Consider the following 18,429-nt stretch of genomic DNA (forward strand, 5'->3'; position numbering starts at 1 on the left):
GCATTCTAAACAGATCGCCCCCGGAAGCCGCAAGGCTGCCGAGGGCGATATTTTGAGTTTTTGCGGTTCAGGGGTTTCTAGCGAACGAGATGCCGGGTGAGGCGTCGCTCAAGGAAGTCCCAGATGTGCCGCAGGCATTCAACAATCAGCAAATAGATGACCGCAGCCCAGAGATAAGTCTGGAAGTCGAATGTCCGCGAATAAGCACGGCGTGTTTCACCCATAAGATCGAGCACGGTGATGATAGCCACGATAGCTGACCCCTTGATCATCAGGATGATTTCATTGCCGTAAGGACGCAATGCCACGATAAGTGCCTGCGGAAGAATAACCTTCCAGAAGGTTACGCGCTTGGAAATACCAAGTGCCGCAGCGCCCTCCCATTGGCCCTGAGCCACGCTTTGGATAGCGCCGCGCAGGATTTCAGCCTGATAAGCCGCCGTGTTGAGTGAAAACGCCAGAATGGCACAATTCCACGCATCGCGGAAAAACACCCAGAGCCCGATGCTTTCAAGAAACGGACGGAAAGTACCAAAGCCGTAATAGATAAGGAATGTCTGCGCCAGCAGCGGCGTGCCGCGGAAGAAATAGACATAGCCGAAAGCTATTCCGCGCAGCCACCGATTGTTGGACATGCGCGCTGCCGTGATCGGCAGCGAGAGCAGGGCGCCTATGACAATCGATACGGCAACCAGTTTCAGTGTTATCAGAAGCCCCGACCAGTAGCGTGGCCCATAGGTCTCAAACAGATCGATACGCCATGCATTGTAGAGATAGATCGCAAGACCAGCGAATAGAAGGAACCAGAGAGCGACGATGATATGGCCAGCGATGCGCATACGCGTCCATTGCTTTATCACAGGCGGCGGAGCCATCACGTCATTTGTAGTATTGGAAACCGTCTGATTCATATCATGCACCTCGCGAGCGGTTGCCACCGGCATCAGCCCAGCGGGCAATGCGATCGATGAAGTAGGAGGAGATGATTGCGAGAACCAGATAGAGCAGGCAGGCTACGCCGAAAAATAGGAATGGCTCCTTGGTTACGCGTGCCGCGATGGAGGTCTGCCGCAGAATATCGGACAACGTAATGACCGAGACCAGCGACGTATCCTTGAGCAGCACCAGCCACAGATTGGCAAGGCCGGGCAGGGCGATGCGGATCAGCTGGGGCAGGATGACCTTGCGCATGGTCTGCCAGTGCGACAGGCCAACCGCATATCCGCCTTCATATTGCCCGCGCGGGATCGCGCGGAATGCCGAAAGGAAGACTTCACTCGAATAGGATGAGAAGACGAAACCCAGCGCAACCATACCTGCGCCGAACGCATTGATTTCGACGTTGGCCTCGATGCCAAACAGGCTCAAAAGCCGCTGCAACCCAAGGGAAGCACCGAAATAAACAAGAAAGAGCGTGAGAAGCTCAGGCAGGCCACGGAAGATCGTGGTGTAGATGTTCGCGGCCAGCCGTATCGACGGTTCGCTAGATTGTTTGCCGATGGCGACCAGAAACCCCAAGGCAAGGCCGACGGGAAGTGTTGCGAGAGCCAGTGAGACGGTAACCAAAAGGCCCCACGCAATACTTGCGCCCCAACCGTCGGGACCGAAACTCAACAAAGTGGCGTAATGTTCCATGCGCCTATTCTTTTTCCTAAAGGCATTTGCCTATGTTTTTATCGCCTGCGAGGATCGGCCCGGCAAGGCTTTGTGCGGCATGCCCGTACAAATGTTTTGCGCCGACTTGCGGGAAAGCAAACCGGCGCATAGGTGTCAGTTTTGATTAATTTTCGGCGCCGTAGGCATCGAAGTCAAAGTACTTGTCGTTGACTTCCTTGTACTTGCCGTTCGCGCGGATCGCCTTGATGGCTGCATTGAACTTTTCAACCAGCTCCGGGCGGCCCTTCTTGAAGGCAACGCCAGCGCCCGGACCATGGATTTCGATAACTGGCGGGAAGGTGCCGACCATCTTGCAGCATGCGCCATCCGGCGTCTTGAGCCACTCGGCCAGTGTCACGCTATCGTCGTTGACGGCGTCGAGACGGCCATTGGCGAGATCGAGACGGTATTCCTCAGCGGTCGGATAAGCCTTGATCGTGCTGTCGGTAAAGGTCTTTTCCGAGTAGTTGGCGTGCGTCGTGGAAACCTGAACGCCAATGGTCTTGCCAGCGAGGTCTTCCTTGGTCACACCCTTGATGTCGGTGTCCTTCGGAGCGGCAATGCCGGGAGGCGTGTTGTAATATTTGTTGGAGAAGTCGACCTGCTTCTTGCGCTCGTCCGTGATGGACATGGAGGCGATGAAGGCATCGAACTTGCCGGCCTGAAGGGCGGGAATAGCGCCGTCCCATTCCTGGGTGACGAATTCGCACTGCGCCTTCATTTCATCGCAAAGCGCCTTGGCAATATCGACGTCGAAGCCCGAGAGGGTGCCGTCCGGCTTGATGAAGTTGAAGGGAGGATAGGCGCCTTCGGTGCCGATCTTGAGCTTGAGTTGCTCTTCTGCATTTGCAACACCGGCAGTCATGCTGCCGATTGTGATTGCCAGCGCAGCAACAGATGCCGCAGCGGCGATACGCTTGAATACGCGCATTTTTAGTCCTCTCGTTTTGTTCTGGCTGGTTCCCTGATTATTTCTTCTGGTTCAGCCGCTTAAGGGGTAGTCACGACCGTGAAACTTTAAATTGCACGTTTGGTAGTGATTTCCCCCGGCCACTACCAATAGATGGTTGAGCCGATCATGCGCAATATTTTTTCGCGCTTCCATCCCCACCATCAAATCTGACAACGATATTCCCACCATTTTGAGACGATTGGCAAGATGGTCTGCGTAATTAAATTGTGTGTCCCAAAGGTGGATTTCTCGGCGTTTTCAGCAGATACTTGCCAGAGTATGGGGAATTGTGTCGTAAAATAGGGTAATTATAGGGAGTCTCTCAAAGGCCCATCTCACCTTCGATGAAATCGACTATTTGCTCGATATCGTCAATGCCGAACACCGGCACGTTTTCGCCGGGTTGCGGCTGGTCGCTGGCAATGGCGACAATAGCAGGATCGTCGGTCGAGAGAGGTGGTCCGGCATGGCCACCCTCGCGACGCAGTTCGATTTTCTTGTGCGTCTCGCGCTTGTAGCCTTCGACAAGAATCAGATCGCAAGGTGCCAGCTTGGCCGCAATCTCCCATAGGGAAGGCTCTTCCTCGCCCAAGCCTTCGTGCATGATTGCGTAGCGTTGCGACGAGACGATAGCCACCTCTGCTGCTCCGGCCTTTCTATGACGCCAGGAATCGGTGCCTTCATGGTCGATATCGAAATTATGATGAGCGTGCTTGATGGTGGCGATGCGGTATCCGCGTGCCGTAAGACATGCGACCAGACGTTCGGTCATCGTCGTCTTGCCGGAGTTTTTCCAGCCGGTGATGCCGAACAGTTTCTGGTTCATTCCATTACCTCAGCCAGTATTCGGGCGGCGACGAGGTCGTCGGGCCGGTTGATATTGAAGAACGGATCATATGTTTCCGGGCTATCGCCAACGAACGCAAGCGGAAAATCGACCGTCTCAAACCCGATCTGCTCGGCAAATGCGAAGACGCTGGCTCTGCTGGTGCTAGCGAGCCAGGCTGCAAGTTCGTCGGCCAGCCCTGTCTCCCACAGGCCAAAAATTGGATGGACCCGGTTACGGGAACTGGCGAGAACGACGCGCGCTCCGGTTTCGTTCCGACGTGAAAGAAGGCGGCGAGCAAGATCATGGGGCAGGAATGGCGTATCCGCAGCTGTCGTCAGCAGCACCGGGGCTCCTTGCGCCTGCGTCAGCGCAGTCAGAATACCGACCAGCGGACCGCCGTGCTTCGTTGGCAGGTCCTTGATCACCGGCACGCAGAGATCAGTCAAGCGGGGATCATCGCTATTCGCATTGATGACTAGAGCGTCGACCTGCGGTTTGATCCTTCTGACGACATGGGAAATGATGGTGCCAGTGCTGCCTAGCGGCTGAAGGAATTTGTCACCCGCAACGCCGCCTTCCTGCATTCGGCTTGAAAGTCCGCCAGCAATGATGGTGCCTGCAATCATGATGGTTCCACGCCGGTCGGGATCGTCGCAAGCGTACTCTTGTTGCGCTCCCGCTTCTTCAGCACATTCTCGCGATAAACCATATAGACGCCGCTCCCGACCACCAGAATCGATCCTGCTATCGTATACATGTCAGGCGCTTCGCCAAAAACCAGCGTGCTGAGGCCGATTGCCCATAGCAGGCTGGAATAGCGGAACGGCGACACGAACGACACCTCACCCTCGCGCATGGCAAGAATGATGAAGTGATATCCGACGAGAAGGAGAACTGCCGCTACGGCTGCAGCACCAATTACGGTTATTCCAACAGGCTGCCACCCGCCTAAAGGAGCCGTCAGTACACCGCCGGTCAGCGTTATGGCAATCGACGTCACAGAGGAGAGAAAGAGCGTAGGCACATGTTTGGGCACCCGGCGGGTGGCAATGTCCCGCGTGGCGGCAAAACCTACGCTGGCAAGAAGGACTGCAATGGCAACAAGGCTTGCAGCGCCATCTGTTCCCGGTCGGATGATGATGAGAACCCCGACAAGGCCGACAAGAATACAGGACCAGCGGCGCCAGCCCACTTTCTCCTTGAGGAAGAGTGCAGCTCCCAGCGTTACGACGAGCGGTGTTGCCTGAAAGACAGCCGAACAGAATGCCTGTGAGAGATGGCCCAATGAATAAATATAGGTGACGGTGGCCACAACTTCCCCAGCAACGCGCAAGACGGTCATCTTTTCAAGCGAAAGACTGCGCAATGCGCCATGGCGCCAGGCCAGCAAACCGATCAGAACCGTTGCGAATATACCTCGGATCAGCATGTACTGTCCGCTGTTCATCTCGGTCAGGAGGTATTTTGTGATCGTATCGCCGATGGTAAAAGTTCCCATGGCGAGAAGCATGAAAATACTTGCGCGAAAATTTGCTGACTGCGGCACGATACAGAATCCAGTTTAGGCACTAAGCCTTGCAACTGCATACCGTTTTAAAGTCGATCTCGCGACAATTATTTCAGTCCATTAGATTTTTTAAGTATAAACGGCTCAGCCGCCGGTAAGACTCATGTGGCGAGCGACTGCCGGGCGATTGTGATCGCGGTCAATGATGAAATCGTGGCCTTTCGGCTTGCGCGAAATAGCTTCATCAATGGCCTGGGTGAGCAGCAGATCGCTTTCGCTTTCCCGCAGGGCCTTGCGAAGATCTGCATCGTCGTTCTGGCCGAGGCACATATAGAGCATGCCGGTGCAGGTAAGCCGGACGCGGTTGCAGCTTTCGCAGAAATTATGCGTCATCGGTGTGATGAAACCGAGCCGACCACCCGTTTCGGCGATCGTCACATAGCGGGCAGGGCCACCGGTGCGGTAAGGAATGTCGGATAGCGTGAATTGCTGCGAGAGGTCCTCGCGCACCTGCGAGAGTGGCAGATACTGATCGGTGCGGTCAAACTCGATTTCACCCATCGGCATTGTCTCGATGAGGGTCATGTCCATGCCGCGACCATGGGCCCAGCGAATCAGCTCGGGAATTTCGCGGTCATTGAAATCCTTCAACGCGACCGCATTGATCTTGACGTGGATACCGGCGCGCTGCGCAGCTTCAATGCCCTCAAGAACGCGAGCGAGGTCGCCCCAGCGGGTAATCTGATGAAATTTTTCAGGATCAAGCGTATCCAACGAGACGTTGATACGCCGTATCCCGCATCCCGCGAGTTCTTCGGCAAAGCGCGAAAGCTGCGATCCGTTCGTGGTGAGAGTCAATTCATCCAGCGCACCTGATTTCAGATGACGCGAAAGCTGCCGTATCAGGTGCATGATATTCTTGCGCACCAATGGTTCGCCACCGGTCAGGCGCAGTTTCCTGACACCCTTTTCGATAAAGGCGGTGCAGAGCCGGTCCAGTTCCTCAAGCGTCAGCAGGTCCTTCTTGGGCAGGAACGTCATATGTTCCGCCATGCAATAGGTGCAGCGGAAATCACAGCGATCCGTCACTGAAACGCGAAGATAGGTAATGGCACGCCCGAAAGGATCAATCATGGGTCCAGTCGGGGAAACAAGTGGCCGGGCTTCGTTTGTGTACATCATTAAGCCGTTGTTTCCACAGGATGCGGAGGAATATCCGCGTCGTCTGACTAGAAATAGGATCTGCGAGCCTCAATGTCCAGTTTCACGCGCGCGAAGCTCTTTCAATAATACCCGCGACTATTGCGATATTTTAACGCGGGGCCTATCAAAAGCTGGCAAAGAACCAAGCTGGAGAATGGTGATGAGTGAGGTCTGGCCGACTGAGTTGCGTGTTTCGTACGATCGCAAACTGCTGACTGTGGTGTTCGATGATGGCCAGAAATTCGAGCTGACCGCCGAGCTGTTGCGTGTTCTGTCGCCTTCGGCAGAAGTGCAGGGGCATTCGCCGGAACAGCGCATAACGGTCGGTGGCAAGCGAAATGTCGAAATCATGAAGATGGAGCCAGTCGGCAATTACGCAGTCCGCATAACGTTTGACGATATGCACGATACCGGCCTGTTTTCGTGGACCTATCTTCACAAGCTCGGCACGGAGAAGGACACCTTATGGCAAACCTATCTCGATGAGCTTGCCGAAAAAGGTCTGAAGCGGGATCGTTGATCCCACCTGCCGGTCATTCTTTCTCCAGCATTTCCGATATGCGTCGCATCACATCGCCCATCGCGTTGCACTGTGCGTTCGTCGATTGCGCCATGACGCGGTCGATCAGGTCGGTATAGATCGTCAGCGCATGTCCCAGAAGCTTTTCGCCCTTGGCGGTTAGCGTTAGTCGCATCACGCGCTTGTCTGCCGGGTCGCCCTCGCGCACCAGCAAGCCGCGCTTTTCGAGCTTCGGCAGCAACATGGTAATGTTCGAACGCCCGACGAGAATGCGCCGCGCAAGATCGTGCTGGGATTCACCGGGATGGCGGTAAATATTCATCAGCACATCGAGATCGGCGATCTTGAGGTCGAAGGCCGACAGCCCCTGGGCGAGGGCGCGTTCCACCGCCTTGCCGGCACGTGCAACGGCAATCCAGTTCTTGAAACGCGGATTGTCCCATGGCAATTTTTGAGTCTTGTCTTGCATTTTGTTCATTCTTGTACAATTATTTGTTCAGGATTGAACATAATTGAGGCCCTGTCATGACGTCGTTTTCTTTGCAGGTTACGCGATTCGGCCTGGGTGTGCTCGGGCGCATTGATGCCGATAAGGCAGGTCGTGCAGCATTCAGGATTTTCTGTCGAACGCCAAGCCGCAAGCCGAAGACCAAGGCCTATGCCGCGCGGCTTGAGCAGGCGAGCAATGAACTCAACCAGGCAAAGCGGCTCGATCTGATTATAGATCGCGGACTTATCGCCACCTATCTGTTCGAACCGGACACCTACGTGGGAAGAACGTCGCTCGTCGTCCATGGCTGGGGATCACGCACTGCGGATATGATGACGATCATTCGCGAGCTTGTTGCGCGTGGCGAACGAGTTGTTTCCATCGACCTGCCGGGGCATGGCGCATCGGCAGGCCGCACCCTCAACATGTTACAGGCAATCGCCGCCGTTGATGTTGCGTGGCGCCAGTATGGTCCGTTCGATGCGATGATCGGTCACTCATTCGGCGGTGCGGTCATCGTCAATGCCGCAGCGGGTTCTCTCGGGTGCTACCAGTCACATCGCCCGGCAAAGCTGGTGACTATTGCTTCCCCGCACTCCATGGCAGGCGTCTTTGACGGTTTCGGCAAAGTGCTTGGGCTCGGTCGTAATGTGCGCAACGCAATGAAGGAACAAGTCCGTTATATGGCGGCGCGCCCGATCACGGATTTCGACACCGATGTTCATTTGCGGCGCATGACCATTCCAACGCTGGTTATCCATGCCCATGATGACAAGGAAGTGCCCGCCATCTGCGCGGAAATGGCCGGTAAGGCAGGCTCACATGTCAAGGTGCACTGGGCGGATGGCCTTGGGCATCGCCGCATCATCGCGAGCGCCGAAGTGGTATCGCTCGTGGCGGACTATCTTGATGATACCCCGAGGTTAAGGCTAGTTGCGTGATTATGCGTTTGGGAAAACCAGTTTCTCCCAGGCAGCCATGGCGCCCAATGCCGTTGCTGTGAGATCTTCGCGCGTTCCGCCATCACGCGCGAGAATGGACATGCCGTTCTGGACAGTCGCGTAAAAGGTTGCGACCGCTTCACAATTGACGGATGCGGGAATATCTCCATCACGAATGCCGCGCTCGAGCCGCTTTTTCAGGGTTTCGATATTAGTTTGGCGGTGATTGCGCAGCACGCCGCAAACCTTGTCGCTTGACTGCGTCCGATGCAGCGCATCCAGCGCAATCATGCAGCCTCGGGGCACGGATTCCTCACAATAGGCATCTATCGTGGCAAGCAGAAAGCGCTCGAAAGCCGCGTGAACATCCGGCGTTTCATCCAATGCCGACCAGATTTCAACGCCGATTTCACCAGCATAGAGAGTGAGGGCTTGAAGATAGAGCTCTTCCTTGCTTCCGAATGCCGCATAAAGGCTTGGCGCATTGATGCGCATAGCCGTCGTCAGATCGGCCAACGACGATCCGTCGAAGCCTTTTTCCCAGAATATAAGCATGGCAGCACGAAGCGCTGTTTCACGGTTGAAGCTGCGGGGTCGTCCTTTTTCCGCCACGTCTGAACCTTTCTGTATCGATCACTAAATAAATCTCTTGACGGTTATGCGCAAGCCTGTCAGCAATTATGTATCAATCGATACAGAAAGGAAATGGTATGTCAGCGGAAGCTTTGAACGGAAAGGTTGCCTTCGTCACCGGCGGCAGTCGCGGCATCGGTGCTGCGATTGCACACCGTCTCGCGAAAAATGGTGCGGCAGTTGTCATCACTTATGTGAACGGCAAGGAAAAAGCCGAAGCCGTGGTTTCCGAAATCGTAGCCAATGGTGGCAAGGCTCTCGCGCTGAGGGCTGACAATCGCGACGCGAGCCAGATTACGGCGGCAATCGAGAAAACGGTCAAGGATTTCGGTCGTCTGGATATATTGGTCAACAGTGCTGGTATCTGGCATGCAGCACCGCTGGAAGAGGTCACGCTTGCCGACTTCGACGAGGTTATGGCTGTCAACTTCCGGGCTGTCTTTGCCGCCGTTTCAGCGGCCACACCACACCTCGGCGCCGGCGGACGCGTCATCACCATCGGCTCAAACCTCGCCGAAAGCGTGCCGTGGCCGGGCATCAGCCTTTATGCGGCAAGCAAGGCGGCGCTGATCGGTTTGACGAAAGGTCTGGCGCGTGACCTCGGCCCAAAGGGCGTCACGGTCAATGTCGTTCAACCCGGCTCCACCGATACGGATATGAATCCGGCGGCTGGGGAACATGCCGAACAGCAACGCGAGCTTATCGCAACCGGCAGTTTCGGTTCGCCTGATGATATTGCAAGTCTGGTGGCCTGGCTTGCCAGCCCCGAGGGGCGTTTCGTATCTGGAGCTAAGCTCACCATTGATGGCGGCACAAATGCCTGAAACAGAAAGGGCGGCTTGCGCCGCCCTTTTATTTGCTTAGAGCGCAGATCTGATTCAATCAGATCTGCGCTCTAAGTGTTTGTTTCGTCGCATTATCCTACGCAAAACCGCTTCGCACTTTTGCTGGAAATGCTTTAACCCAGATTGAGTTCCTTGAAGAAGTCATTGCCCTTGTCATCGATGACGATGAAGGCCGGGAAATCTTCCACTTCGATACGCCAGATCGCTTCCATGCCGAGTTCCGGATATTCGACGACCTCGACCTTCTTGATGCAATCCTGTGCCAGACGGGCAGCCGGACCGCCGATGGAACCCAGATAGAACCCGCCATGCTGACCGCAGGCTTCGCGCACCTGACGCGAACGGTTGCCCTTGGCGAGCATCACCATGGAGCCACCGAAGGATTGGAATTGGTCCACATAGGAATCCATGCGGCCTGCCGTAGTAGGTCCGAATGAGCCGGAGGCGTAACCGGCAGGCGTCTTGGCCGGGCCTGCATAATAGATCGGGTGGTTCTTGAAATAATCCGGCATGGCTTCGCCGTTTTCAAGCCTCTCGCGAATTTTGGCATGGGCCAGATCGCGCGCCACGATGATTGGACCGGAGAGCGACAGGCGCGTCTTGACCGGATGTTTCGACAATTCCTTGAGAATGTCCTGCATCGGCTGGTTGAGGTCGATCTTGACCACATGCGACGACAGTTTTTCCTCGTCGATATCCGGCATGTACTTGGCTGGGTTGGTTTCCAGCTTTTCCAGAAAAATGCCGTCTTTGGTGATCTTGCCCTTGGCCTGACGATCCGCCGAACAGGAAACACCGATGCCGATTGGCAGCGAAGCGCCATGGCGCGGCAAGCGAATGACTCGGACGTCATGACAGAAATATTTGCCGCCGAACTGGGCGCCGACGCCGAGAGACTGCGTCAGTCTATGGATTTCAGCTTCCATTTCGAGGTCACGGAAAGCGTGTCCGGTTTCGGAACCCTCGGTCGGCAGGCTGTCCAGATAACGCGTCGAGGCGAGCTTGACCGTCTTCAGGTTCATTTCAGCTGAAGTGCCGCCGATGACGATTGCCAGATGGTAAGGCGGGCAGGCGGCTGTGCCGAGGCTCAGGATCTTGTCCTTGAGGAAGTCGATCATGCGGTCGTGCGTCAGAAGAGAAGGTGTTCCTTGATAGAGGAATGTCTTGTTCGCCGAACCGCCGCCCTTGGCAACGAAAAGGAACTTGTAGGCGTCTTCGCCTTCTTCATAGATGTCGATCTGCGCAGGCAGATTGTTCTTGGTGTTTTTTTCCTCGAACATAGAAAGCGGCGCCAGCTGCGAATAACGCAGGTTCTTCTTGTTGTAGGCGTCCAGCACACCGGCGCCCAGCGCATCGGCGTCACCACCTTCGGTCCAGACGCGACGGCCCTTCTTGCCCATGATGATGGCCGTTCCGGTATCCTGACACATCGGCAGAACACCGCCAGCGGCAATATTGGCGTTCTTCAGAAGATCGTAGGCGACGAAACGGTCATTGTCCGTTGCTTCGGGGTCTTCGAGAATATGGGCGAGCTGCTGCAGGTGTCCGGGGCGCAGCAGATGATTGATATCGGCAAAGGCCGCTTCCGAAAGCAGGCGAAGCCCTTCCGGATCGACGGTCAGGACTTCCTGTCCCTTGAACGTATCGACAGAGACATGATCGGAAGTCAGCTTGCGGTAAGGGGTGTCGTCTTCACCAAGAGGGAAAAGATCGGCGGCGCTTGCTTCTGCCATCGCGGTACCTCGCTTGCTTGCCAGCTACGCCAGCCGGAGGTCGTCATTGTTTCCGGCTCGCGCGATATGTTGATCGAAGTTCCGAAGAAGAGCTTAGGAACCATAGTCTGTGGGGCTTTTAGCGCGATGCGGGGTGGATGCCACTGCGTCACATTGTTCATTAAGGCATTCCGGATTTGCCTCCCGAGAAGATGCCTCAAACAATTGTGATAAACGCAAATCAGAAAATTGCTTCAGGAAACAATAGCGTTAAAAGTTTCTATACGAGATTGGTAAATTCTACGGGTGAGATTCGGACGGATTCGCTTTTGAGCGAACGCATCAACTTTGGCGGTTTGAAATGCAGTTTTCCAGACACTCGCAGATGGATCAGATGAGCAACGCCGCGCGCGGACAAAATATCCGCCGCGCAGCCGCGATAGCTCTGGCGGCTTCGGTGTTTCTCCCGATGGCGCAGGCTCAGGCCGCAAATTCGCTGATGGAATTTTTCCAGCAACGTCGCCAACAGCAGGTGCAACCAGCCCAGCCGGTTCAGCCGCAAGTCGCTCCCCGCGCTCCTGCAGCGCCGAATGCTGTCTCTGCCCCTCGTGCTGCTGTGCGCAGCCTCCCGCCAGTCCAGCGCGTGACCGTGAAGGGACCGCAGATTTACGACTATAAGCCGGATTCTCTGGTCAATATCGATTTCAGCGCGCTCGATATGCAGGTAACTGCAGCCACCGAACCCACCACCGTCGACCCGCTGACATCGGGTATGTCGCCGATCCGCCCGCAGCTTCGGGAAGAAACACCGGGCGAGCGGGCATTCGATGCGGCGGCGAATTATCTAAAATCCGTCAATGTCAAAGCCGAGAAAGAGATCGCTCAGGCAATCGTCGATTATTACTCAAGTCAGCGTTCCTTCATGTGGTCGGCCGATGACAAGGTGCTCGACCGCGCCAAGAATGTCGCGGCCTTCTTTGCTCGCGCCGATGAGGACGGGCTCAATCCCGATGAATATGCAGTCACGATTCCGGCTGACAGCTTCGACACTACTGCGGAAGCTGAACGCCAGCAGAAGCTTGCCGAGTTTGAAATTCGCATGTCTGCCCGCGCGCTGCGCTATGCCATTGATGCAGGCGAAGGACGTGTCATCGCCGACCGCCTCAGCGGCTTCCACGATCTGCCACGCAACCGCGTCGATCCGAATGCTGTTCTCGAGAAGCTGGCATCGGAAAACGATCCGGCTGCCTATCTGCATGGTTTCCAGCCGAGCAATGAGCAATATGCAGCATTGAAGCGCGAGTTGGCGAATACCGAGCCGCCGTCTGCCGAACCAGTCCGCATCTCGCTGAATGGCATCATCAAGCCGGGCGATATCAATGACCAGCTCAGCAAGGTGGTTGCGCTGATTTCGAGACACGCGCCCGCCAGCTATCTGGCACAGCACAAGCAAGTGCTGGATGCCCATGCGAGCGGCGACGTCTACGATCCGGAACTGGTTGCAGCCATCAAGGACTACCAGAAGCTTTCCGGTGGCACACCCGATGGTATCATTGGCCGCAATACGGTTTCAGCCCTTCAGGGCGAGCAGTCATCCATCAAGCGCGACCGCATCCTTTATTCCATGGAACGTCTGCGCTGGCTGCCGCATGATTTTGGCACGCGCTACGTGATGGTCAATCAGCCGGCTTACCGTGCCGAATATTTCGAGGACGGAAAAGAAAAGCTGGCCATGAATGTGGTTATCGGCTCGCCGACCCATCAGACCTACTTCTTCTACAACAAGGTCCAGACAGTCGTTTTCAATCCGTCCTGGGGCGTGCCACGTTCGATCATCCTGAACGAGATGCTGCCCAAGGTCATGCGCGATACGAGTTATCTCGACCGCAATGGCTATGAAGTCTACGCAGACGGCAAGAAGGTTTCGGCAAGCACCGTCAACTGGAGCGCGGTTGCCGCAGGCAAGGCCCATGTCGGTATCCGCCAGAAGCCGAGCCTCGACAACGCACTGGGCGAACTCAAGATTCTGTTCCCGAACACGCATGATATCTACATGCATGACACGCCGGCCAAATCCTATTTTAGCCGCGACATGCGCGCCCTCAGCCATGGCTGCATCCGTCTGGAGCGTCCACGTGACATGGCGGCGGCTGTTCTTGGAACATCGGTGACGGATCTCGAAAAATATTTCGGAAAGAATGAGCGCGGCATCAAGGTCAAGGAACCCGTGCCTGTCTTTATTTCCTATTTCACTGCATGGCCGGAAGCGGACGGGAAAGTCCATTACTACGGCGATGTCTACGACCGAGATTCGGGACTGCAGAAAGCATTCGACAAGACGGCAGGTTCGCGTCTCGCAGCGCTCTGAAGTCTTTTCCACATCGAAACAGAACGGCAATCATCGATGGGTGGTTGCCGTTTTTCTTTTTGGGGCGAGAGCTATCAAGGGAAAGATAGAAATCTCTTTGGAAACAGGCTTGCGAGACGCTTGACTTATGCAGCCGCTGGCCAGTATATCCGCACCACCTTGATCGAGCTTTGCTCATCGGGCGTGTAGCTCAGCGGGAGAGCATTCGCTTCACACGCGAAGGGTCACAGGTTCAATCCCTGTCACGCCCACCATTCAACAATCTAAATTCAGCATTATTCCGTATTTATCACATCATTGAACCTGGCAATGATGGGAACGTTTTGCCTCGTCAATTGCGACCACGTGTCCATAACGGTTAGCCTATGTTATCTCTGTCCAAGCGCCTGTTCCCACACCGTTTCCACGCATGACCGGTCGGTGCAACGCATCGGCTCTCGACACCCTGCAAGCGCTGCCAGTCAGGCAAGGTGAAGGAACATGATGGGCCGAAGTTCGTTTCATTCTTTTTGGAGAGAGGATTCAAGACAATTCCACTATTTCAATTCGGAGTAGAGAAATGAAACGCATTATCGTTTTTGCGCTACTGTTTATGGCCCCGAATTTTACTGTTGCTCAGGAGTCGGGCATGCCAACCCAGTCCGGCACGCAAGAGCCAGAGGTGCCAGGTAATCCACCTCCGGCTCCCAATCAGCCGCCCTCTGACCCAGATGCGGTTCATGTTCCTTTAAATCCTGAGTCACAGAAGCAGGACCGCATAAAGAAAACAGAGGAGGATGAATGCGCGCCTGGAAAAGATTCGAAAACCTGTGTTGAACGCCAACGCGAGCGAAAATAGGCGCCTATTTTGCTGCTTTGGCTACGCGGGTGTTGTCGTTCTTGTATCCGGCCACAGATGCCAAGTCAGTCCAGCGGCAAATCCGCACGGCCTGATTTTCCTGGCACCATTGAAGTAAAAAGAAGATGCTGAAACAGCCGTTCTAGGGTAATGCTCTACTCGATAGATAGCGGTATGGAAATATTCAAAAAATGGAATGGATTCCTGTATTCTTCGTAGCGTTCAAGGTCGTTGTGTTGGGCGCCGCCATGTTCTTCGCCATCAAGTGGCATTACGACGAAGATAAAAAGAAAAAGAAGAACGAAGTAAGCGGGGCGTAGGCATCCGCGTTATCGCGCAGCCATTGCCTTATTGTCTTAACAAAAACCCCGCCGAAGCGGGGTAACGATTGCGATGCGCCTGCACCAAAAGCTGTTGTAAAGGCGATATCAATTCCAGAACAGGTAACGATCCTGCCAGACAACCCGGCACTGAGTTTCTATTCCGGCAGTGGATCGGTGCGGGAATTCGTCGTGTAGACGTTCGGCAATCGGATTCAGCGAGAGGGGCTTGGGCATAATCAATTCAGCCCGGTCGGCCTGGGCGCTAATAGCATTCAGCAACAGAGCGTCTTCTGATCTCATCATAGAGTATCCTTATGGTGATGGGCATAAGCCAATATTGAAAAATGCAAAGCTACAAATGTTCGCAAAGGGAGTGGCTGAAGGTCTGGCAACAGACGGAACATATCAGCGAACTGGATTTGAGCCTAATCTTGGCAATGCAATACGCCTGAAGGCAAATGAAAATATTTTGAAGCGAATTGATAAAAGATGTTTCAGCGTAGCGAAACAGGCCGCGCTGTTATGGATTTGACCGTTGAAGTTGGCCGGTCGTTGCGCACTTTCTTCGTGGCAAATTCAGGGACGTTCATATCTCCAAAGCATGATGCACGCGGCGATTACCACCGCAGACGTCAGCACGCCTATGACAATAGAGAATAGAACCATTGTATTACCCCTGCTGCCTTCGTTTTCTTTATTGTGCGGGAGAATGACCGAGGAAAACCACTTCGTCAGGTCCACAATGACGAATCAACATTCCATGCATTTGAATTGACGAGTCGCGCTTTGCGGCGTTCGCTGTCCGACTGGAAAATATCGGCAATCATCGGCGCTGCGACGTATATTTATTGTTGCTGTTATAAAACCTTCACCGTTGCTGGATAGGTGAGGGCGTCCGCTTTTTGTGCGGGCTGGACGGGCATAAGGGGCAGAATAGGAAAATATCCGATGTTGTGGATTCGTTGCATGTTGTGACGATCAGGGGATTTTATTTGCCAAATTTCTGATTAATGAAGTAAATATAAAATATATATGAAGTAACTCATACATCATATATAAATAATTCACAAAATATACATAGAATAAACATTGATCAAATTATCGTGAAGAAATATAGACGATAGCGTCTAACTCATCTACTGGAGACGCATGAATGATTATCAGAAAAATTCTTCTCGGTTCGGCAGCATCGCTCGTAGCGATTTCTGGCGCGCAAGCAGCCGATGCTATCGTGGCGCCCGAGCCAGAAGCCGTTGAATATGTCCGCGTATGCGACGCATATGGTGCTGGCTATTTCTACATTCCGGGAACGGAAACCTGCCTGCGTATTCATGGCTATGTTCGCTATGACGCAAGCGGCGGCGACAACAACTACGCTCGCACCCCGGCCCAGCTGGAGCGCGACACCTGGAACAAGCTGGCCCGCGTCAGCCTGCGTTTCTCGACCGCTTCCGAAACGGATCTCGGAACGCTGAAGACCTATAGCGAACTGCGTTACGACTAGACGGGTGACGGCAATGGCAAGGCTGACAACTATAATGGCGGCTCTACCAGCACTTCGCTGCGTTATGCCTATATCCAGCTCGGCGGCCTGCGCGTTGGTCTTGATGAATCGGCCTTCGTCACCTTCACTGGCTATCTCGGCAACGTCATCAGCGATGACGTGATCCTCGCTGGCGGTTACCGCACCAACCTCATCAGCTATACCTTCAAGGGCGGAAACGGCTTCTCAGCCATTGTCTCGTTCGAAGAAGGTGGCAATTCCGACTCCAACGTAGATGTCACCATCAAGGATTACATGCCGCACGTGGTCGGTGGCCTGAAATACGAGCAGAGCTGGGGCAAGCTCGCCGGTGTCGTCGCCTATGACGCCCGTAACGAAGAATGGGCCGGTAAGGTTCGCGGCGATGTCAACATCACCGATCAGTTCTCGGTCTGGCTGCAGGGCGCTTACAAGTCCAACGACGATCATTACGGCACGTCGGGCGGTTATCGCGTTCGTATCATTGACTCGTTCTATGGCACCTGGGGCGGTGACTGGGCAGTCTGGGGCGGTGCAGCCTATAAGGCAACCAGCAAGGCGACCTTCAACGTACAGGCCGCTTATGACGACAGCGAAACCTTCGCTGCAACGGCAAACGTTGCCTATCAGCTGGTTCCCGGCTTCACCATCACGCCTGAAGTTTCCTACACCAAGTGGCAGGACAAGAACACGAGCATGGACGGCAAAGACGCCTGGCAGGGCAAGATCCGCTTCCAGCGCTCGTTCTAATATTCTGGCGGATAGTGCCGGTTTTGGCACACGCATTGTCGTAGAACTATGATGACCTCCAGTCCATGTTTCTAGCGACAGAGGCGGCGACCCATCCGGTCGCCGCCTTTATGTGTTTTATAGTGAAACACCTGTTTCACGTTCATGCTTCCGCCTGACGAAAACCTGTTCGAACTCTGCCTGTCCGGGCAAGCTTGGCTTGCTGTCGAGATGCTCATCACTATCTATAGCTTGGGAAGGGAGCGCGGATGACGGTGAAAATGATGAATGCGGATACCTATAGTTCGATGACAGACAAGAAGCCTTTTTCTGTTCCTGCAAATGAAGTCGAGCGACTTGAAAGCGTCCGCAGCCTCATTTCCGTCTCCAGCCTCGGACTGCCAGAACTGGATACGCTCGTATCGCTTGTGAAAGAGGTCTTTGGCGTCAGCACGTCTGCTCTCAACATTATCGATGAGGACTGGCAGCGCATCGCGGCCAACGCTGGCGAAAAGGTCAGCAGTTGTCCGCGCGAACTGACCGCATGCACCTTCGTCGTGGAAAGCGGCAAGTTCTTCGTGATCGAAGATATGGTTGAGAACGATTTCTTCTGTTCGATGCCCTATGTGACCGGGGAACCTCGTTTCCGTTTCTATGGCGGAGCACCGGTGTCTATCGATGCCGGATTGACGGTCGGCTCGCTATGTATTGTCGATAGCAAGCCACGAAAAATCTCGGATGCAGAGCGAGCCAAGCTCGAGGACTTCGCCCGCGTTGCCAGCGGGCTGCTACGCCTGCAAAGGGCCAACAAATTTTTAAGCGATGATTCCACCGCTCTCAAGCGCCTTGCGCTGACCGATCGGTTGACCAAGCTTTATAATCGCGGGGCTCTTACCGAGCTTGCCGTTCCACTGATCGAAAAAGCCTTAGGAGAGGGAAAGCCGATTGGTGCGCTGCTGATCGATCTCGATCGGTTCAAGGCAGTCAACGACACTTATGGCCACCTGATGGGCGACGCGCTTCTGATTGAAGCAGCGCAACGTTTGCGTTCTGCCTTGCGAGAAAGCGACATCCCTGTACGTGTGGGCGGTGACGAATTTGCTGTCATTCTTCCTGATGAAGATTGCGTCGAAATCATTGAGGTGGTGGCAGGAAGGGTCGTTAAAGCTTTCCGTGAACCCTTTGTCATTCACGGCGTCAATCTGGGTATTTCGGCAAGCGTTGGCGCAGTACTCGCACCCCGCGACGGTTCGACGCCAGAAGCGCTGGCCCGCAATGCGGACGTTGCGCTCTATGAAGCGAAGGGTAAAGGCCGTAATTGTTATAGTCTTTTCGATACGTCAACGCACAATATATAAATA

The 18,429-nt window shown here is 54.6% G+C and carries 18 protein-coding genes, 1 tRNA gene and 1 pseudogene; 10 read left to right on the top strand and 10 right to left on the bottom strand.

The window, feature by feature from the left end:
* Window positions 1-77: 77 nt before the first annotated feature.
* From HWX93_RS10030 to moaA, 7 genes are all read right to left on the bottom strand, one after another.
* Window positions 78-911 carry an ABC transporter permease gene (locus HWX93_RS10030; RefSeq protein ID WP_109988202.1) on the bottom strand — a complete coding sequence of 278 codons (834 nt, stop codon included), beginning with the start codon at window positions 909-911 and terminating at the stop codon, window positions 78-80.
* A gap of 1 nt (window position 912) precedes the next feature.
* On the bottom strand, window positions 913-1,635 hold the full coding sequence (locus tag HWX93_RS10035) for an ABC transporter permease (protein WP_109988201.1): 723 nt from the start codon (window positions 1,633-1,635) through the stop codon (window positions 913-915).
* A 145-nt stretch (window positions 1,636-1,780) separates the two neighbouring features.
* Window positions 1,781-2,587 carry an ABC transporter substrate-binding protein gene (locus tag HWX93_RS10040; protein ID WP_109988200.1) on the bottom strand — a complete coding sequence of 269 codons (807 nt, stop codon included), beginning with the start codon at window positions 2,585-2,587 and terminating at the stop codon, window positions 1,781-1,783.
* A gap of 343 nt (window positions 2,588-2,930) precedes the next feature.
* Entirely contained in the window at window positions 2,931-3,434 is a 504-nt protein-coding gene (gene mobB / locus HWX93_RS10045; protein ID WP_109988199.1) for a molybdopterin-guanine dinucleotide biosynthesis protein B, read from the bottom strand.
* Entirely contained in the window at window positions 3,431-4,063 is a 633-nt protein-coding gene (mobA, locus tag HWX93_RS10050) for a molybdenum cofactor guanylyltransferase (RefSeq protein WP_109988198.1), read from the bottom strand. The genes mobB and mobA overlap by 4 nt, the downstream gene beginning before the upstream one ends.
* On the bottom strand, window positions 4,060-4,947 hold the full coding sequence (locus HWX93_RS10055; RefSeq protein ID WP_109988197.1) for a DMT family transporter: 888 nt from the start codon (window positions 4,945-4,947) through the stop codon (window positions 4,060-4,062). Before HWX93_RS10055 ends, mobA begins: the two co-directional genes overlap by 4 nt.
* 141 nt (window positions 4,948-5,088) lie before the next feature.
* A complete protein-coding gene (gene moaA / locus HWX93_RS10060) occupies window positions 5,089-6,078 on the bottom strand; it encodes a GTP 3',8-cyclase MoaA (RefSeq protein WP_235969097.1) in 990 nt (329 codons plus the stop codon).
* A gap of 229 nt (window positions 6,079-6,307) precedes the next feature.
* Between moaA and HWX93_RS10065 the strand changes: the two genes are divergently transcribed.
* Window positions 6,308-6,667, top strand: coding sequence for a gamma-butyrobetaine hydroxylase-like domain-containing protein (locus HWX93_RS10065; RefSeq protein WP_109988195.1), 360 nt, complete (start codon window positions 6,308-6,310; stop codon window positions 6,665-6,667).
* 13 nt (window positions 6,668-6,680) lie between these two features.
* On the opposite strand, the gene HWX93_RS10070 is transcribed toward HWX93_RS10065, so the two are convergent.
* Entirely contained in the window at window positions 6,681-7,145 is a 465-nt protein-coding gene (locus HWX93_RS10070) for a MarR family winged helix-turn-helix transcriptional regulator (RefSeq protein ID WP_061346363.1), read from the bottom strand.
* A 47-nt stretch (window positions 7,146-7,192) separates the two neighbouring features.
* Here HWX93_RS10070 and HWX93_RS10075 point away from each other — a divergent pair, with 47 nt between their 5' ends.
* On the top strand, window positions 7,193-8,098 hold the full coding sequence (locus tag HWX93_RS10075; RefSeq protein WP_176037300.1) for an alpha/beta fold hydrolase: 906 nt from the start codon (window positions 7,193-7,195) through the stop codon (window positions 8,096-8,098).
* Here HWX93_RS10075 and HWX93_RS10080 read toward each other — a convergent pair whose 3' ends face one another.
* The gene (locus HWX93_RS10080; RefSeq protein WP_109988193.1) at window positions 8,099-8,710 is read right to left on the bottom strand and encodes a TetR/AcrR family transcriptional regulator; all 612 of its coding nucleotides are present in this window, start codon (window positions 8,708-8,710) and stop codon (window positions 8,099-8,101) included.
* 98 nt (window positions 8,711-8,808) lie between these two features.
* On the opposite strand from HWX93_RS10080, the gene HWX93_RS10085 reads away from it, so the two are divergent.
* The gene (locus HWX93_RS10085) at window positions 8,809-9,555 is read left to right on the top strand and encodes a 3-oxoacyl-ACP reductase family protein (RefSeq protein ID WP_109988192.1); all 747 of its coding nucleotides are present in this window, start codon (window positions 8,809-8,811) and stop codon (window positions 9,553-9,555) included.
* A 134-nt stretch (window positions 9,556-9,689) separates the two neighbouring features.
* On the opposite strand, the gene HWX93_RS10090 is transcribed toward HWX93_RS10085, so the two are convergent.
* A complete protein-coding gene (locus tag HWX93_RS10090) occupies window positions 9,690-11,309 on the bottom strand; it encodes a fumarate hydratase (RefSeq protein WP_109988191.1) in 1,620 nt (539 codons plus the stop codon).
* 364 nt (window positions 11,310-11,673) lie between these two features.
* Between HWX93_RS10090 and HWX93_RS10095 the strand changes: the two genes are divergently transcribed.
* The 7 genes and pseudogenes from HWX93_RS10095 to HWX93_RS10120 all read left to right on the top strand — a co-directional run bounded on the left by HWX93_RS10095 (window position 11,674) and on the right by HWX93_RS10120 (window position 18,426).
* The gene (locus tag HWX93_RS10095) at window positions 11,674-13,656 is read left to right on the top strand and encodes a L,D-transpeptidase family protein (protein WP_235969100.1); all 1,983 of its coding nucleotides are present in this window, start codon (window positions 11,674-11,676) and stop codon (window positions 13,654-13,656) included.
* Between the two features lie 179 nt (window positions 13,657-13,835).
* Window positions 13,836-13,910, top strand: a tRNA-Val gene (locus HWX93_RS10100).
* A gap of 305 nt (window positions 13,911-14,215) precedes the next feature.
* Window positions 14,216-14,494 (top strand): hypothetical protein, encoded by a 279-nt coding sequence (locus tag HWX93_RS10105; RefSeq protein ID WP_109988189.1) that lies wholly within the window; start codon window positions 14,216-14,218, stop codon window positions 14,492-14,494.
* Window positions 14,495-14,685: 191 nt separating this feature from the next.
* Window positions 14,686-14,814, top strand: coding sequence for a hypothetical protein (locus tag HWX93_RS23170; protein WP_268904578.1), 129 nt, complete (start codon window positions 14,686-14,688; stop codon window positions 14,812-14,814).
* A gap of 229 nt (window positions 14,815-15,043) precedes the next feature.
* Entirely contained in the window at window positions 15,044-15,349 is a 306-nt protein-coding gene (locus tag HWX93_RS10110; RefSeq protein WP_146206486.1) for a hypothetical protein, read from the top strand.
* 621 nt (window positions 15,350-15,970) lie between these two features.
* Window positions 15,971-17,089, top strand: a pseudogene (locus HWX93_RS10115) (porin).
* Between the two features lie 248 nt (window positions 17,090-17,337).
* Window positions 17,338-18,426, top strand: coding sequence for a sensor domain-containing diguanylate cyclase (locus HWX93_RS10120; protein WP_109988187.1), 1,089 nt, complete (start codon window positions 17,338-17,340; stop codon window positions 18,424-18,426).
* The last annotated feature ends 3 nt before the right edge of the window (window positions 18,427-18,429 follow it).

The sequence above is a fragment of the Brucella tritici genome (assembly GCF_902825325.1).
Taxonomy (GTDB): Bacteria; Pseudomonadota; Alphaproteobacteria; order Rhizobiales; family Rhizobiaceae; genus Brucella.

Coding starts and splice junctions, on each gene's coding strand:
- HWX93_RS10030 (WP_109988202.1), bottom strand. CDS start 911: ATGAATCAGACGGTTTCCAATACTACAAATGACGTGATGGCTCCGCCG.
- HWX93_RS10035 (WP_109988201.1), bottom strand. CDS start 1,635: ATGGAACATTACGCCACTTTGTTGAGTTTCGGTCCCGACGGTTGGGGC.
- HWX93_RS10040 (WP_109988200.1), bottom strand. CDS start 2,587: ATGCGCGTATTCAAGCGTATCGCCGCTGCGGCATCTGTTGCTGCGCTG.
- mobB (WP_109988199.1), bottom strand. CDS start 3,434: ATGAACCAGAAACTGTTCGGCATCACCGGCTGGAAAAACTCCGGCAAG.
- mobA (WP_109988198.1), bottom strand. CDS start 4,063: ATGATTGCAGGCACCATCATTGCTGGCGGACTTTCAAGCCGAATGCAG.
- HWX93_RS10055 (WP_109988197.1), bottom strand. CDS start 4,947: ATGCTTCTCGCCATGGGAACTTTTACCATCGGCGATACGATCACAAAA.
- moaA (WP_235969097.1), bottom strand. CDS start 6,078: ATGATTGATCCTTTCGGGCGTGCCATTACCTATCTTCGCGTTTCAGTG.
- HWX93_RS10065 (WP_109988195.1), top strand. CDS start 6,308: ATGAGTGAGGTCTGGCCGACTGAGTTGCGTGTTTCGTACGATCGCAAA.
- HWX93_RS10070 (WP_061346363.1), bottom strand. CDS start 7,145: ATGAACAAAATGCAAGACAAGACTCAAAAATTGCCATGGGACAATCCG.
- HWX93_RS10075 (WP_176037300.1), top strand. CDS start 7,193: ATGACGTCGTTTTCTTTGCAGGTTACGCGATTCGGCCTGGGTGTGCTC.
- HWX93_RS10085 (WP_109988192.1), top strand. CDS start 8,809: ATGTCAGCGGAAGCTTTGAACGGAAAGGTTGCCTTCGTCACCGGCGGC.
- HWX93_RS10090 (WP_109988191.1), bottom strand. CDS start 11,309: ATGGCAGAAGCAAGCGCCGCCGATCTTTTCCCTCTTGGTGAAGACGAC.
- HWX93_RS10095 (WP_235969100.1), top strand. CDS start 11,674: ATGGATCAGATGAGCAACGCCGCGCGCGGACAAAATATCCGCCGCGCA.
- HWX93_RS10105 (WP_109988189.1), top strand. CDS start 14,216: ATGAAACGCATTATCGTTTTTGCGCTACTGTTTATGGCCCCGAATTTT.
- HWX93_RS23170 (WP_268904578.1), top strand. CDS start 14,686: ATGGAATGGATTCCTGTATTCTTCGTAGCGTTCAAGGTCGTTGTGTTG.
- HWX93_RS10120 (WP_109988187.1), top strand. CDS start 17,338: ATGACGGTGAAAATGATGAATGCGGATACCTATAGTTCGATGACAGAC.